The organism is Pseudomonas sp. PA15(2017) (assembly GCF_001945395.1).
Lineage (GTDB): Bacteria > Pseudomonadota > Gammaproteobacteria > Pseudomonadales > Pseudomonadaceae > Aquipseudomonas.
In genome coordinates, this window is the sequence record NZ_MSXV01000013.1 from 1 (window position 1) to 15,650 (window position 15,650).

At 59.0% G+C, this 15,650-nt stretch carries 12 protein-coding genes, 1 tRNA gene and 1 pseudogene; all 14 read left to right on the forward strand.

Annotated elements, in window-relative coordinates:
* Positions 1 to 155 (forward strand): annotated as a pseudogene (tuf, locus tag BVH03_RS05995) (elongation factor Tu); the annotation flags it as partial.
* 53 nt (positions 156 to 208) lie between these two features.
* A tRNA-Trp gene (locus tag BVH03_RS06000) sits at positions 209 to 284 on the forward strand.
* Positions 285 to 327: 43 nt separating this feature from the next.
* Positions 328 to 696: a preprotein translocase subunit SecE gene (gene secE / locus BVH03_RS06005; RefSeq protein WP_075960336.1), complete on the forward strand. Its 369-nt coding sequence runs from the start codon at positions 328 to 330 to the stop codon at positions 694 to 696.
* Between the two features lie 13 nt (positions 697 to 709).
* Positions 710 to 1,243 carry a transcription termination/antitermination protein NusG gene (gene nusG, locus BVH03_RS06010; RefSeq protein WP_013789748.1) on the forward strand — a complete coding sequence of 178 codons (534 nt, stop codon included), beginning with the start codon at positions 710 to 712 and terminating at the stop codon, positions 1,241 to 1,243.
* Between the two features lie 116 nt (positions 1,244 to 1,359).
* Positions 1,360 to 1,791: a 50S ribosomal protein L11 gene (gene rplK / locus BVH03_RS06015; RefSeq protein WP_075960337.1), complete on the forward strand. Its 432-nt coding sequence runs from the start codon at positions 1,360 to 1,362 to the stop codon at positions 1,789 to 1,791.
* On the forward strand, positions 1,791 to 2,486 hold the full coding sequence (rplA, locus tag BVH03_RS06020) for a 50S ribosomal protein L1 (protein ID WP_070887121.1): 696 nt from the start codon (positions 1,791 to 1,793) through the stop codon (positions 2,484 to 2,486). The genes rplK and rplA overlap by 1 nt, the downstream gene beginning before the upstream one ends.
* A gap of 212 nt (positions 2,487 to 2,698) precedes the next feature.
* On the forward strand, positions 2,699 to 3,199 hold the full coding sequence (rplJ, locus tag BVH03_RS06025) for a 50S ribosomal protein L10 (RefSeq protein ID WP_013789751.1): 501 nt from the start codon (positions 2,699 to 2,701) through the stop codon (positions 3,197 to 3,199).
* A gap of 80 nt (positions 3,200 to 3,279) precedes the next feature.
* Complete coding sequence (rplL, locus tag BVH03_RS06030; RefSeq protein WP_027904610.1) at positions 3,280 to 3,651, forward strand: 50S ribosomal protein L7/L12; 372 nt, start codon at positions 3,280 to 3,282, stop codon at positions 3,649 to 3,651.
* 220 nt (positions 3,652 to 3,871) lie between these two features.
* Complete coding sequence (rpoB, locus tag BVH03_RS06035; RefSeq protein ID WP_075931514.1) at positions 3,872 to 7,945, forward strand: DNA-directed RNA polymerase subunit beta; 4,074 nt, start codon at positions 3,872 to 3,874, stop codon at positions 7,943 to 7,945.
* A 61-nt stretch (positions 7,946 to 8,006) separates the two neighbouring features.
* The gene (rpoC, locus tag BVH03_RS06040; protein WP_075960338.1) at positions 8,007 to 12,206 is read left to right on the forward strand and encodes a DNA-directed RNA polymerase subunit beta'; all 4,200 of its coding nucleotides are present in this window, start codon (positions 8,007 to 8,009) and stop codon (positions 12,204 to 12,206) included.
* Positions 12,207 to 12,364: 158 nt separating this feature from the next.
* The gene (rpsL, locus tag BVH03_RS06045) at positions 12,365 to 12,736 is read left to right on the forward strand and encodes a 30S ribosomal protein S12 (protein WP_003186084.1); all 372 of its coding nucleotides are present in this window, start codon (positions 12,365 to 12,367) and stop codon (positions 12,734 to 12,736) included.
* 117 nt (positions 12,737 to 12,853) lie between these two features.
* The gene (gene rpsG, locus BVH03_RS06050; protein ID WP_010490886.1) at positions 12,854 to 13,324 is read left to right on the forward strand and encodes a 30S ribosomal protein S7; all 471 of its coding nucleotides are present in this window, start codon (positions 12,854 to 12,856) and stop codon (positions 13,322 to 13,324) included.
* A 30-nt stretch (positions 13,325 to 13,354) separates the two neighbouring features.
* The gene (gene fusA, locus BVH03_RS06055; protein ID WP_075960339.1) at positions 13,355 to 15,484 is read left to right on the forward strand and encodes an elongation factor G; all 2,130 of its coding nucleotides are present in this window, start codon (positions 13,355 to 13,357) and stop codon (positions 15,482 to 15,484) included.
* A gap of 30 nt (positions 15,485 to 15,514) precedes the next feature.
* Positions 15,515 to 15,650, forward strand: a 136-nt coding sequence (locus BVH03_RS06060) for a GTP-binding protein (RefSeq protein ID WP_231570137.1), incomplete at its 3' end; no start/stop codon positions are given.

The following is a 15,650-nucleotide window of genomic DNA, read 5'->3' on the forward strand; positions in this document are numbered from 1 at the left end:
TGCCGGAAGGCGTTGAGATGGTAATGCCGGGCGACAACATCAAAATGGTTGTCACCCTGATCAAGCCGATCGCCATGGAAGACGGCCTGCGCTTCGCCATTCGCGAAGGTGGTCGTACTGTTGGTGCCGGTGTTGTAGCAAAGATCGTCGAATAATCGATTGATCTGTCCCCATCAGGCCGGCATAATGGTCGGCCTGATTTTGTTCTAGGTCAGTAGCTCAATTGGCAGAGCGGCGGTCTCCAAAACCGCAGGTTGGGGGTTCGATTCCCTCCTGACCTGCCATTTTCTAACGAATTTGGCGTGTCTTCTCACAGGATCCTTGTTCATGAATGTTAAGGCTGAAGCCAAAGACTCTCGTTTTGATCTGCTCAAGTGGATCGCGGTGGCCCTGCTTGTGGTCGCTGGAGTGGTCGGTAATCAGTACTTTTCGGGTGAGCCGATTCTGTATCGTGTCGTTGCTTTGCTCGTGCTGGCGGTCGTCGCTGCGCTGATCGCATTGCAAACGGCAAGAGGTCAGTCCTTCTTCGGTCTGGCAAAAGAAGCTCGCGTCGAGATTCGCAAGGTTGTCTGGCCGACCCGTCAGGAAACCACGCAAACCACGCTGATCGTCGTCCTGGTCGTGCTCGTCATGGCTCTGGTGCTCTGGGGGCTCGATTCGCTCCTCGGTTGGCTTGTGTCGTTTATTGTAAGTTGAGATAGGGTGTCCCGTGGCTAAGCGTTGGTACGTTGTGCATGCTTACTCGGGTTACGAGAAGCATGTAATGCGTTCGCTGATCGAGCGCGTAAAGTTTGCCGGAATGGAAGACGAATTCGGCGAGATTCTGGTCCCCACCGAAGAAGTGGTGGAGATGCGTAACGGCCAGAAGCGCAAGAGTGAGCGCAAGTTCTTTCCAGGCTACGTACTGGTGCAGATGGAAATGAACGAGGCGACTTGGCACTTGATCAAGGATACGCCGCGTGTGATGGGCTTCATCGGTGGCACTGCCGACAAGCCGGCGCCGATCACTGAGAAAGAAGCTGACGCCATTCTGCGTCGTGTCGCTGACAGTGGTGACAAGCCCAAGCCCAAGACGCTGTTCGAGCCGGGCGAGATGGTTCGTGTTATCGATGGTCCGTTCGCTGATTTCAGTGGCGTCGTCGAAGAAGTGAATTACGAGAAGAGCCGCATCCAGGTGGCAGTGACCATTTTCGGTCGTGCCACTCCGGTCGAGCTGGAGTTCAGTCAGGTCGAGAAGTCGTAACTGACACACGCATCCCATACCCCGCAGTCATAGGCTGCGGGGTTTTGTTGTCACTGGGATAAACAGGCAATAGTCGGGGAGCTGAAAGGCGCTAGAACCCGTAACTGGAGTAGCTAATGGCTAAGAAAATCACGGCTTATATCAAGCTGCAAGTAAAGGCCGGTCAGGCCAACCCGTCGCCACCCGTTGGTCCCGCTCTGGGCCAGCACGGCGTCAACATCATGGAATTCTGCAAGGCGTTCAACGCCAAGACCCAGGGCATGGAACCTGGTCTGCCGACTCCAGTGATCATCACTGTTTACAGTGACCGTAGCTTCACGTTCGAAACCAAGAGCACCCCGGCTTCCGTGCTGCTGAAGAAAGCAGCTGGCCTGACCAGCGGTTCGGCTCGTCCGAACACTGTCAAGATCGGTACCGTTACCCGTGCCCAGCTCGAAGAGATCGCCAAGACCAAGCAGGCTGATCTGACTGCAGCTGATATGGATGCAGCCGTGCGTACCATCGCCGGTTCTGCTCGTAGCATGGGCCTCAACGTGGAGGGCGTGTAATGGCTAAGCTGACCAAGCGTCAAAAGGCTATCGCAGCCAAAATCGAGCCGGGCAAAGCCTACAGCTTCAACGATGCTGCTGCGCTGCTGGCCGAAATTTCCGCAGTCAAGTTCTCCGAGTCCGTTGATATTTCCATCAACCTCGGCGTAGACCCGCGTAAATCCGATCAGGTCGTTCGTGGTGCCACCGTTCTGCCTAACGGCAGCGGCAAAACCGTTCGCGTCGCTGTCTTCACTCAAGGTCCGGGCGCTGAAGCTGCTCTGGCTGCCGGTGCTGACCGCGTAGGTATGGACGACCTGGCTGCCGAAATGAAAGGCGGCGACCTGAACTATGACGTCGTCATCGCTTCCCCGGATGCCATGCGCGTTGTTGGCCAGCTGGGCCAGGTACTCGGCCCGCGCGGCCTGATGCCTAACCCGAAAGTCGGCACCGTAACCCCGGACGTCGCTACCGCAGTCAAGAATGCCAAGGCTGGTCAGGTGCGTTTCCGTACCGACAAGAACGGCATCATCCACGGTTCCGTCGGCAAGGTTGGCTTCGAAGCCGACAAGCTGAAGCAGAACGTGGAAGCGCTGCTGGCCGATCTGAAGCGCCTGAAGCCGTCGACCTCGAAAGGCGTCTACGTCAAGCGCGTGACCCTGAGCACCACCATGGGCCCAGGTCTGCTGATCGATCAAGGTTCGCTGGACGCTTGATGCATGACGGCAGGCGCACCTGGTGCGCCTGCTGCAAAAAATTGGGGTCCCTGCCTGGCGGGGGCTATCCAAGACCGTAGGGGGCGCAAGTCTCAAACCCGAAGAGTGATCTTCAACCCTACGCAGATGGTGCTCCCGATTCTTACCGAATCAGACACCAAAACGCCGTCCGGCCTAGGCTGGGCGAAACGGTAACATCCAGGAGTAAACCCGTGGCAATTAAACTCGAAGACAAGAAGGCCATCGTCGCTGAAGTCAACGAGGCTGCCAAAGCTGCCCTGTCCGCTGTCGTGGCCGATGCCCGTGGCGTGACCGTAGGTGCGATGACCGGACTCCGTAAAGAGGCCCGCGAAGCTGGCGTATACGTACGTGTCGTACGTAACACCCTGCTCAAGCGCGCCGTTGAAGGCACTCAGTACGACGTGCTCAACGACGTGTTCAAAGGCCCGACCCTGATCGCGTTCTCCAACGAGCACCCGGGCGCTGCTGCCCGTCTGTTCAAGGATTTCGCCAAGGGTCAGGACAAGTTCGAGATCAAAGCAGCTGCGTTCGAGGGCAAGTACCTTGCAGCCAATCAGATCGACGTACTGGCAAGCCTGCCGACCCGCGACGAGGGTATTGCACAGCTGATGAGCGTTATCCAAGGCGCCACCAGCAAGCTCGCTCGCACTCTGGCAGCCATTCGCGACCAGAAAGAAGCTTCCGCAGCCTAAGGCCGCGTAGCACCTTTCGAAATCACATGTTTAATTTGATGGTCGCGTAGGCCGTCACCCCAATACAGGAATTGATAGTCATGTCTCTGACTAACGAGCAAATCATCGAAGCGATCGGCCAGAAATCCGTTATGGAAATCGTTGAGCTGATCAAGGCGATGGAAGAAACCTTCGGCGTTACCGCTGCTGCCGCTGTTGCTGCTGGCCCGGCTGCCGGTGCTGCTGCCGCTGCTGAAGAGCAGACCGAGTTCACCGTTGTTCTGGCTGAAGCTGGGGACAAGAAAGTGAACGTGATCAAGGCAGTTCGCGAACTGACCGGTCTGGGTCTGAAAGAAGCCAAAGCAGTAGTTGACGGCGCTCCTGGCGTGGTCAAAGAAGGCGTGTCGAAAGACGAAGCCGAAGCTGCCAAGAAAGCTCTGGAAGAAGCAGGCGCCAAAGTCGAGCTCAAGTAAGCGACGACCTTGCGTCTACAGCCCGCGCGACTCGCACAAGGCTGACGGCTGGTGGCTCTTGCCACCGGCCTTTTTCCGTTCTAGCTCGGCTGTTCCACAGCCCTGGCCTGGAGCGTGAAAAACCCACCAACGAGGTGGAGCAAACCTAGGGTTTGCACGAGTTTCTGGCTGCTCCCGTCGGAGAAGCCAAATAAGCAGGTGACCAAGCTGGGGAACGCTGATGGCTTACTCATACACTGAGAAAAAACGTATCCGCAAGGACTTTAGCAAGTTGCCGGATGTCATGGATGTGCCTTACCTCCTGGCCATCCAGCTGGATTCGTACCGCGAATTCCTGCAGCAAGGCGCGAGCAAGGAACAGTTCCGCGACATCGGCCTGCATGCGGCCTTCAAATCTGTATTCCCGATCATCAGCTACTCCGGCAACGCTGCTCTGGAATACGTCGGCTACCGTCTGGGTGAGCCGGCGTTCGACGTCAAAGAGTGCGTGCTGCGTGGTGTGACCTTCGCAGTGCCGCTGCGCGTGAAAGTGCGCCTGATCATTTTCGACAAAGAATCGTCGAACAAAGCGATCAAGGACATCAAAGAGCAGGAAGTGTACATGGGCGAAATTCCGCTCATGACCGAGAACGGTACCTTCGTCATCAACGGTACCGAGCGTGTGATCGTTTCCCAGCTGCACCGTTCCCCGGGTGTGTTCTTCGACCACGACCGTGGCAAGACGCACAGCTCGGGCAAGCTGCTGTACTCCGCGCGCATCATTCCTTACCGTGGTTCCTGGCTGGACTTCGAGTTCGACCCGAAGGACGCGGTATTCGTGCGTATCGACCGTCGCCGCAAACTTCCGGCTTCGGTACTGCTGCGCGCACTAGGCTACAGCACCGAAGAAGTGCTCGATGCCTTCTACACCACCAACGTTTTCCATGTGAAAGCCGAAGGCCTGAGCCTGGAGCTGGTACCGCAGCGTCTGCGCGGTGAAATCGCCAGCCAGGACATCAAGGATGGCAGCGGCAAGGTGATCGTCGAGCAGGGTCGTCGTATTACCGCTCGCCACATCAACCAGCTGGACAAGGCTGGCATCAAGGAGCTGGACGTACCGTTCGACTACCTGATCGGCCGCACCACCGCCAAGGCGATTGTGCACCCGGCTACCGGTGAGATCCTCGCCGAGTGCAACACCGAGCTGAGCGTCGAGCTGCTGGCCAAGATCGCCAAGGCTCAGGTCGTTCGCATAGAGACCCTGTACACCAACGATATCGACTGTGGTCCGTTCATCAGCGACACGCTGAAGATCGACAGCACCACCAACCAGCTCGAAGCGCTGGTCGAAATCTATCGCATGATGCGTCCTGGCGAGCCACCAACCAAGGATGCCGCCGAGACCCTGTTCAACAACCTGTTCTTCAGCGCCGAGCGTTACGACCTGTCCGCCGTTGGCCGTATGAAGTTCAACCGTCGTATCGGTCGTACCGAAATCGAAGGTTCGGGCGTGTTGAGCCGCGAAGACATCGTCGAAGTGCTCAAGACCCTGGTCGACATCCGTAACGGCAAGGGCATCGTCGATGACATCGACCACCTGGGTAACCGCCGTGTGCGTTGCGTCGGCGAGATGGCCGAGAACCAGTTCCGCGTTGGTCTGGTGCGCGTCGAGCGTGCGGTCAAGGAACGTCTGTCGATGGCCGAAAGCGAAGGCCTGATGCCGCAGGACCTGATCAACGCCAAGCCGGTTGCGGCGGCGGTGAAGGAGTTCTTCGGTTCCAGCCAGCTTTCCCAGTTCATGGACCAGAACAACCCGCTCTCCGAGATCACCCATAAGCGCCGTGTCTCCGCACTCGGCCCGGGCGGTCTGACCCGTGAGCGCGCCGGCTTCGAAGTCCGTGACGTACACCCGACCCACTACGGTCGCGTGTGCCCGATCGAAACGCCGGAAGGTCCGAACATCGGTCTGATCAACTCCCTGGCGGCCTACGCCCGTACCAACCAGTATGGCTTCCTGGAAAGCCCGTACCGTGTGGTCAAGGAAGGCCAGGTCACCGACGAGATCGTGTTCCTTTCCGCCATCGAAGAGGCCGACCACGTGATCGCCCAGGCGTCCGCGACCCTGAACGACAAGGGTCAGCTGATCGACGAGCTGGTGGCCGTACGTCACCTGAACGAGTTCACCGTCAAGGCGCCGGAAGACGTCACCCTGATGGACGTTTCGCCGAAGCAGGTCGTTTCCGTCGCTGCCTCGCTGATCCCGTTCCTCGAGCACGACGACGCCAACCGTGCACTCATGGGTTCGAACATGCAGCGTCAGGCTGTACCGACCCTGCGTTCGGACAAGCCGCTGGTCGGTACCGGCATGGAGCGCAACGTCGCCCGTGACTCCGGTGTCTGCGTGGTCGCTCGTCGCGGTGGCGTGATCGACTCCGTCGACGCCAGCCGTATCGTGGTCCGTGTTGCCGATGACGAAGTCGAAACCGGTGAAGCCGGTGTGGACATCTACAACCTGACCAAATACACCCGTTCCAACCAGAACACCTGCATCAACCAGCGTCCGCTGGTGCAGAAAGGTGACGTGGTTGCACGTGGCGACATCATGGCCGACGGCCCGTCCACCGACATGGGTGAACTGGCACTGGGTCAGAACATGCGCGTCGCGTTCATGCCGTGGAACGGTTACAACTTCGAAGACTCCATCCTGCTCTCCGAGCGCGTGGTTCAGGAAGACCGCTTCACCACGATCCACATCCAGGAACTGACCTGTGTGGCCCGTGACACCAAGCTCGGCCCAGAGGAAATCTCTGCGGATATCCCGAACGTGGGTGAGGCTGCACTGAACAAGCTCGACGAAGCCGGTATCGTCTACGTCGGCGCCGAAGTCGGCCCGGGCGACATCCTGGTCGGCAAGGTCACCCCGAAAGGCGAGACCCAGCTGACGCCGGAAGAAAAGCTGCTGCGCGCGATCTTCGGTGAGAAGGCCAGCGACGTTAAGGACACCTCCCTGCGCGTGCCGACCGGCACCAAGGGTACCGTCATCGACGTACAGGTCTTCACCCGTGACGGCGTGGAGCGCGATGCGCGCGCCCTGTCGATCGAGAAGAGCCAGCTGGACGAGATCCGCAAGGACCTGAACGAAGAGTTCCGCATCGTCGAAGGCGCGACCTTCGAACGTCTGCGCGCTGCGCTGGTTGGCAAGGTCGCCGAAGGCGGCGCTGGCCTGAAGAAAGGCGCCGAGATCACTGATGAAGTGCTGGACGGCCTTGAGCGTGGCCAGTGGTTCAAGCTGCGCATGGCCGACGACGCCCTGAACGAGCAGTTGGAAAAGGCTCAGGCCTACATCTCCGACCGCCGTCAGCTGCTCGACGACAAGTTCGAAGACAAGAAGCGCAAGCTGCAGCAGGGCGATGACCTGGCACCGGGCGTACTGAAGATCGTCAAGGTCTACCTGGCCATCCGCCGTCGCATCCAGCCGGGTGACAAGATGGCCGGTCGTCACGGTAACAAGGGTGTGGTCTCGGTGATCATGCCGGTCGAAGACATGCCGCACGATGCCAACGGCACCCCGGTGGACATCGTCCTCAACCCACTGGGCGTACCGTCGCGTATGAACGTCGGTCAGATCCTCGAAACCCACCTGGGCCTGGCGGCCAAGGGCCTGGGTGAGAAGATCAACCTGATGCTCGAAGAGCAGCGCAAGATCGCTGAACTGCGTGGCTTCCTGAGCGAGATCTACAACGAGATCGGTGGTCGCCAGGAAAACCTCGACGAGCTGAGCGACCAGGAAGTTCTGGCTCTGGCCAACAACCTGCGCAAGGGCGTTCCGATGGCCACGCCGGTGTTCGACGGTGCCAAGGAGAAAGAGATCAAGGCCATGCTGAAGCTGGCTGATCTGCCGGAGAGCGGCCAGATGCGCCTGTTCGACGGTCGTACTGGCAACCAGTTCGAGCGCCCGACCACGGTCGGTTACATGTACATGCTGAAACTGAACCACTTGGTGGACGACAAGATGCACGCTCGTTCTACCGGTTCCTACAGCCTGGTTACCCAGCAGCCGCTGGGTGGTAAGGCGCAGTTCGGTGGTCAGCGCTTCGGGGAGATGGAGGTCTGGGCTCTGGAAGCTTACGGCGCCGCCTACACCCTGCAGGAAATGTTGACCGTCAAGTCGGACGACGTGAACGGCCGTACCAAGATGTACAAGAACATCGTGGATGGCGATCACCGCATGGAGCCGGGCATGCCCGAGTCCTTCAACGTGTTGATCAAAGAGATCCGTTCGCTCGGTATCGACATCGATCTGGAAACCGAATAACACGACGTGAATCGGTAGCGGGGCGCAAATCCCGCTACCTGCTCCGCCAGGAGGAAAGGCCTTGAAAGACCTATTGAATTTGCTGAAAAACCAGGGTCAAGTCGAAGAGTTCGATGCCATTCGCATCGGCCTTGCTTCGCCTGAGATGATCCGTTCGTGGTCGTTCGGTGAAGTTAAAAAGCCGGAAACCATCAACTACCGTACGTTCAAGCCTGAGCGTGACGGCCTGTTCTGCGCCAAGATCTTTGGCCCGGTCAAGGATTACGAGTGCCTGTGCGGCAAGTACAAGCGCCTCAAGCACCGTGGTGTGATCTGTGAGAAGTGCGGCGTCGAAGTCGCCCTGGCCAAGGTTCGTCGTGAGCGCATGGCGCACATCGAACTGGCTTCTCCCGTCGCCCACATCTGGTTCCTGAAGTCCCTGCCGAGCCGTATCGGCCTGCTGATGGACATGACCCTGCGTGATATCGAACGCGTTCTCTACTTCGAGAGCTACGTGGTGATCGATCCGGGCATGACCACCCTCGAGAAGGGTCAGCTGCTCAACGACGAGCAGTACTTCGAAGCGCTGGAAGAGTTCGGTGACGACTTCGACGCCCGCATGGGTGCCGAGGCCGTTCGCGAGCTGTTGCACGCTATCGACCTGGAGCACGAGATCGGCCGCCTGCGCGAAGAGATTCCGCAGACCAACTCGGAAACCAAGATCAAGAAGCTGTCCAAGCGTCTGAAGTTGATGGAAGCCTTCCAGGGCTCCGGCAACCTGCCAGAGTGGATGGTGCTGACCGTTCTGCCGGTTCTGCCGCCAGACCTGCGTCCGCTGGTTCCGCTGGACGGTGGCCGCTTCGCGACCTCCGACCTGAACGACCTGTATCGTCGCGTCATCAACCGTAACAACCGCCTCAAGCGCCTGCTCGATCTGTCCGCGCCGGACATCATCGTGCGCAACGAAAAGCGCATGCTGCAGGAAGCAGTCGACGCCCTGCTCGACAACGGTCGTCGCGGTCGCGCCATCACCGGTTCGAACAAGCGTCCTCTGAAATCCCTGGCCGACATGATCAAGGGTAAGCAGGGTCGTTTCCGCCAGAACCTGCTCGGTAAGCGCGTTGACTACTCCGGCCGTTCGGTTATTACCGTAGGCCCGGCTCTGCGCCTGCACCAGTGCGGCCTGCCGAAGAAGATGGCTCTGGAACTGTTCAAGCCGTTCATTTTCGGCAAGCTGGAAATGCGTGGTCTGGCGACCACCATCAAGGCCGCCAAGAAGATGGTCGAGCGCGAGCTGCCGGAAGTGTGGGACGTTCTCGCCGAAGTGATTCGCGAACACCCCGTACTGCTCAACCGTGCACCGACTCTGCACCGTCTGGGTATCCAGGCGTTCGAGCCGGTACTGATCGAAGGTAAGGCGATTCAGCTGCACCCGCTGGTTTGTGCGGCGTACAACGCCGACTTCGACGGTGACCAGATGGCCGTTCACGTGCCGCTGACGCTGGAAGCCCAGCTCGAAGCGCGCGCGCTGATGATGTCGACCAACAACATCCTGTCGCCAGCCAACGGTGAGCCGATCATCGTACCGTCCCAGGACGTGGTACTGGGTCTGTACTACATGACCCGTGAAGCCATCAACGCCAAGGGCGAAGGTCGCGTGTTCGCCGACCTGCAGGAAGTCGACCGCGTATTCCGCGCCGGCGAAGCCTCGCTGCACGCCAAGGTCAAGGTGCGCATCAACGAGACCGTCAAGCAGAAGGACGGAAGCCTGGTCAAGAACACCCGCATCGTCGACACCACCGTCGGCCGCGCGCTGCTGTTCCAGGTCGTGCCGGCTGGTCTGTCGTTCGACGTGGTCAACCAGTCGATGAAGAAGAAGGCTATCTCCCGTCTGATCAACCAGTGCTACCGCACCGTGGGTCTGAAGGACACCGTCATCTTCGCCGACCAGCTGATGTACACCGGTTTCGCCTATTCGACCATCTCCGGTGTGTCGATCGGCGTGAACGACTTCGTCATCCCGGATGAGAAGGCGCGCATCATCGACGCCGCCACCGAGGAAGTGAAGGAAATCGAATCGCAGTACGCCTCCGGCCTGGTTACCCAGGGCGAGAAGTACAACAAGGTGATCGACCTCTGGTCGAAGGCCAACGACGAAGTATCCAAGGCGATGATGGCCAACCTCTCGAAAGAGAAGGTCATCGACCGCGAAGGTAACGAAGTCGATCAGGAGTCCTTCAACTCCATGTACATGATGGCCGACTCCGGTGCGCGTGGTTCCGCTGCGCAGATCCGTCAGTTGGCCGGTATGCGTGGTCTGATGGCCAAGCCGGACGGCTCGATCATCGAGACGCCGATCACCGCGAACTTCCGTGAAGGCCTGTCGGTACTGCAGTACTTCATCTCCACTCACGGTGCTCGTAAAGGTCTGGCGGATACCGCACTGAAGACCGCGAACTCCGGTTACCTGACCCGTCGTCTGGTCGACGTGGCCCAGGATCTGGTAGTGACCGAGATCGACTGCGGCACCGAGCAGGGTCTGCACATGACTCCGCACATCGAAGGCGGCGACGTTGTAGAGCCGCTGGGTGAGCGCGTACTGGGCCGTGTCATCGCCCGTGACGTGTTCAAGCCTGGCACCGAAGACGTCATCGTTCCGGCCGGTACCCTGGTCGACGAGCAGTGGGTCGAATTCATCGAGCTGAACAGCATCGACGAAGTGGTCGTGCGTTCGCCGATCAGCTGCGAAACCCGCTACGGCATCTGCGCCAAGTGCTACGGTCGCGACCTGGCTCGCGGTCACCAGATCAACATCGGTGAAGCCGTCGGCGTTATCGCAGCCCAGTCGATTGGTGAGCCGGGTACCCAGCTGACCATGCGTACGTTCCACATCGGTGGTGCGGCGAGCCGGACCTCGGCTGCCGACAGCGTCCAGGTGAAGAACGGTGGTGCGGTTCGTCTGCACAACCTCAAGCACGTCGAGCGTCTGGACGGTAACCTGATCGCGGTATCGCGTTCCGGTGAGCTGGCCGTTGCCGACGAGTTCGGTCGTGAGCGCGAGCGCTACAAGCTGCCGTACGGTGCGGTCATTTCCGTGAAGGAAGGTGACAAGGTCGACGCAGGCGCCATCGTCGCCAAGTGGGACCCGCACACCCACCCGATCGTGACCGAAATGAAGGGTACCGTTACCTTCGTCGGCATGGAGGAGGGCATCACCATCAAGCGCCAGACCGACGAACTGACCGGTCTGACCAACATCGAGGTTCTCGACGCCAAGGACCGTCCAGCCGCCGGCAAGGACATCCGTCCTGCGGTCAAGCTGGTCGACGCCAGCGGCAAGGATCTGCTGCTGCCGGGTACCGACGTACCGGCGCAGTACTTCTTGCCAGCCAACGCCCTGGTCGGCGTGGCCGATGGTGCGCAGGTTGCGGTCGGTGACGTTATCGCCCGTATCCCGCAGGAAACCTCGAAGACCCGTGACATCACCGGTGGTCTGCCGCGCGTTGCCGACCTGTTCGAAGCGCGTCGTCCGAAAGAAGCTTCGATCCTGGCGGAAATCAGCGGCACCATCTCGTTCGGTAAAGAGACCAAGGGCAAGCGCCGCCTGGTCATCACGCCGACCGATGGCAGTGATCCGTACGAAGAGCTGATCCCGAAATGGCGTCACCTGAACGTGTTCGAAGGTGAGCAAGTCAACAAGGGTGAGGTCATCTCCGACGGTCCGAGCGATCCGCACGACATCCTGCGTCTGCTGGGCGTCAGTGCGCTGGCCAAGTACATCGTCAACGAGATCCAGGACGTTTACCGTCTGCAGGGCGTGAAGATCAACGACAAGCACATCGAGACCATCCTGCGCCAGATGCTGCGCAAGGTCGAAGTGTCCGAGTCTGGCGACTCCAGCTTCATCAAGGGCGACCAGATGGAGCTCACTCAGGTTCTGGGCGAGAACGAGCGCCTGGCCGAAGAGGACAAGTTCGTTGCCAAGTACACCCGCGTGCTGCTGGGTATCACCAAGGCGTCGCTGTCCACCGAGTCGTTCATCTCGGCGGCATCCTTCCAGGAAACCACTCGCGTCCTCACCGAGGCGGCGGTTACTGGCAAGCGCGACTTCCTGCGTGGCCTGAAAGAGAACGTGGTCGTGGGTCGTCTGATCCCGGCGGGCACCGGTCTGGCCTATCACAGCGAGCGCAAGCGCAAGCGTGATGCCGAGAAGCCGATGCGCGTTAGCGCCAGCGAAGTGGAAGCAGCGCTGACCGAAGCGCTGAACTCCAGCGAAAATTGAGAGCGCGACCCGGCTGCCTGGCAGCCGGGTCACGTATCTTGACTGGGGGGGCGAGTCTCTTTAGACTCATGCACCCCTAAATATGGCAGGGCCTGCGCCCTGCCATTTATTTATGGTGTAAATAAATAGCGTCGAAAGACGGACAGTGGAGCTAGTAGATGGCAACTATCAACCAGCTGGTGCGTCAGCCGCGCAAGCGTATCGTCGAGAAATCCGACGTACCTGCGCTGCAGAACTGCCCCCAGCGTCGTGGCGTGTGCACTCGCGTGTATACCACCACCCCGAAAAAACCTAACTCGGCACTGCGTAAAGTTTGCCGTGTACGCCTGACCAACGGTTTCGAGGTTTCCTCGTACATCGGTGGTGAAGGTCACAACCTGCAAGAGCACAGCGTCGTGCTGATCCGTGGCGGTCGTGTAAAAGACTTGCCAGGTGTGCGTTATCACACCGTTCGCGGCTCGCTGGACACCTCGGGTGTCAAAGGCCGTAACCAGGGTCGTTCGAAGTACGGTACCAAGCGTCCGAAGTGATCGGCCGTCGGTACTGAATGCAGTTTCTAATTTTATTGAGTCGATAAGAGTAAGGTCGGGCGTAACCAGATGGTTACAGTTCCGGGCTAACCTGAAGACCGTTTGAGGGCTTATCAAATGCCAAGACGTCGTGTAGCAGCCAAGCGCGAAGTGCTTGACGATCCAAAATACGGAAGCCAAATCCTGGCCAAGTTCATGAACCACGTGATGGAAAGCGGCAAGAAAGCCGTGGCCGAGCGTATCGTTTATGGCGCCCTGGACAAGGTCAAAGAGCGTAAGAACAGCGATCCCCTGGAAATCTTCGAGAAAGCTCTCGACGCCATCGCTCCGCTGGTCGAAGTGAAGTCGCGCCGTGTAGGCGGTGCTACTTACCAGGTTCCGGTCGAAGTTCGTCCTTCCCGTCGTAACGCTCTGGCCATGCGCTGGCTGGTGGATTTCGCCCGTAAGCGCGGCGAGAAGTCCATGGCACTGCGTTTGGCTGGTGAACTGCTGGACGCTGCCGAAGGCAAAGGCGCCGCAGTCAAGAAGCGTGAAGACGTGCACCGTATGGCCGAGGCCAACAAAGCATTCTCGCACTACCGTTTCTAAATCCGGCATCACTCAATTTGCGAGGGCTTTATGGCTCGTAATACAGCAATTAACCGCTACCGTAACATTGGTATTTGCGCGCACGTCGATGCGGGCAAGACCACTACTACCGAGCGGATCCTGTTCTACACAGGTCTCAGCCACAAGATGGGTGAGGTGCATGACGGTGCAGCCACTACCGACTGGATGGTGCAGGAGCAGGAGCGTGGTATCACCATCACCTCCGCTGCCGTCACCACCTTCTGGAAAGGTTCGCGTGGTCAGTACGACAACTACCGCGTAAACGTCATCGATACCCCCGGCCACGTTGACTTCACCATCGAAGTAGAGCGTTCGCTGCGCGTACTCGACGGCGCTGTCGTTGTGTTCTGTGGTACTTCGGGCGTTGAGCCGCAGTCGGAAACCGTATGGCGTCAGGCCAACAAGTACGGCGTACCGCGCGTTGTCTACGTCAACAAGATGGACCGTGCAGGTGCCAACTTCCTGCGCGTCGTCGGTCAGATCAAGAACCGTCTGGGCCACACTCCGGTGCCGATCCAGCTGGCCATTGGTGCAGAAGAGAACTTCGAAGGTCAGATCGATCTGATCAAGATGAAGGCTATCTACTGGAACGATGACGACAAGGGCACTACCTACCGCGAGGAAGAAATTCCGGCGGAAATGCTCGAGCTGGCCAACGAATGGCGCAGCAACATGGTCGAAGCCGCTGCCGAAGCCAACGAAGAGCTGATGAACAAGTACCTCGAAGAGGGCGAACTATCCGTCGAGGAAATCAAAGCCGGTCTGCGCCTGCGCACCCTGGCCAGCGAAATCGTTCCGGCCGTCTGTGGTTCCTCGTTCAAGAACAAGGGCGTTCCCCTGGTTCTCGACGCGGTCATCGACTTCCTGCCTGCTCCTACCGAGATCCCGGCGATCAAGGGTATCCACCCTGATCTGATCGAGAAGCCGAAGGAAGAGCTGGTCGACGCCGACTTCGACGAGCGTCACGCTTCCGACGACGAGCCGTTCTCGGCTCTGGCGTTCAAGATCGCTACCGACCCGTTCGTGGGTACGCTGACCTTCGTCCGCGTTTACTCGGGCTTCCTGACCTCCGGTGACTCCGTCATCAACTCGGTCAAGGGCAAGAAAGAGCGCGTTGGCCGTATGGTGCAGATGCACGCCAACCAGCGTGAAGAGATCAAGGAAGTGCGCGCTGGCGACATCGCCGCACTGATCGGCATGAAGGACGTCACCACTGGTGACACCCTGTGTAACGCCGACAAGCCAATCATCCTCGAGCGTATGGACTTCCCGGAGCCGGTTATCTCGGTAGCCGTTGAGCCGAAGACCAAGGCTGACCAGGAGAAGATGGGTATTGCACTGGGCAAACTCGCTCAGGAAGACCCGTCGTTCCGCGTCAAGACCGACGAAGAGACTGGCCAGACCATCATCTCCGGTATGGGTGAGCTGCACCTGGACATCCTCGTTGACCGCATGAAGCGCGAGTTCAACGTCGAGGCCAACATCGGCAAGCCACAGGTTTCCTACCGCGAGAAGATCACCAAGAACTGCGAAATCGAAGGCAAGTTCGTTCGTCAGTCCGGTGGTCGTGGTCAGTTCGGTCACTGCTGGATTCGCTTTGCTCCGGCAGACGAAGGTCAGGAAGGTCTGGTATTCGTCAACGAAGTCGTGGGCGGTGTGGTTCCGAAGGAATACATCCCGGCCATCCAGAAAGGTATCGAAGAGCAGATGAAGAACGGCGTCGTTGCCGGCTATCCGCTGATCGGCCTGAAGGCGACCGTGTTTGACGGTTCCTACCATGACGTCGACTCCAACGAGATGGCGTTCAAGGTGGCAGCTTCCATGGCGACCAAGCAGCTGGCCCAGAAGGGCGGCGGTGTTGTGCTTGAGCCGATCATGAAAGTAGAAGTTGTAACCCCTGAGGACTACATGGGTGACGTGATGGGTGACCTGAACCGTCGTCGTGGTCTGATCCAGGGTATGGAAGACTCGGTTTCCGGTAAGGTTATCCGTGCCGAGGTTCCGCTGGGTGAGATGTTCGGTTACGCAACCGACGTTCGCTCCATGTCCCAGGGTCGCGCAAGCTACTCCATGGAATTCTCCAAGTACTCCGAGGCTCCGGCGAACATCGTCGAAGCTCTGGTTAAAAAACAAGGCTGATTCAGCCCTTTAGGCAAGAGGTTCACTGTCGTGGCTAAAGAAAAATTCGAACGTAACAAACCGCACGTCAACGTTGGCACCATCGGTCACGTTGACCATGGCAAAACCACTCTGACCGCTGCTCTGACTCGCGTCTGCTCCGAAGTATTCGGTTCGGCCAAGGTCG

Excerpts from the sequence above, each read along its gene's own strand:
- rplL (WP_027904610.1), top strand. The coding sequence starts at position 3,280 with ATGTCTCTGACTAACGAGCAAATCATCGAAGCGATCGGCCAGAAATCC.
- rpoB (WP_075931514.1), top strand. The coding sequence starts at position 3,872 with ATGGCTTACTCATACACTGAGAAAAAACGTATCCGCAAGGACTTTAGC.
- fusA (WP_075960339.1), top strand. The coding sequence starts at position 13,355 with ATGGCTCGTAATACAGCAATTAACCGCTACCGTAACATTGGTATTTGC.
- secE (WP_075960336.1), top strand. The coding sequence starts at position 328 with ATGAATGTTAAGGCTGAAGCCAAAGACTCTCGTTTTGATCTGCTCAAG.
- rpsG (WP_010490886.1), top strand. The coding sequence starts at position 12,854 with ATGCCAAGACGTCGTGTAGCAGCCAAGCGCGAAGTGCTTGACGATCCA.
- rpsL (WP_003186084.1), top strand. The coding sequence starts at position 12,365 with ATGGCAACTATCAACCAGCTGGTGCGTCAGCCGCGCAAGCGTATCGTC.
- rplK (WP_075960337.1), top strand. The coding sequence starts at position 1,360 with ATGGCTAAGAAAATCACGGCTTATATCAAGCTGCAAGTAAAGGCCGGT.
- rplA (WP_070887121.1), top strand. The coding sequence starts at position 1,791 with ATGGCTAAGCTGACCAAGCGTCAAAAGGCTATCGCAGCCAAAATCGAG.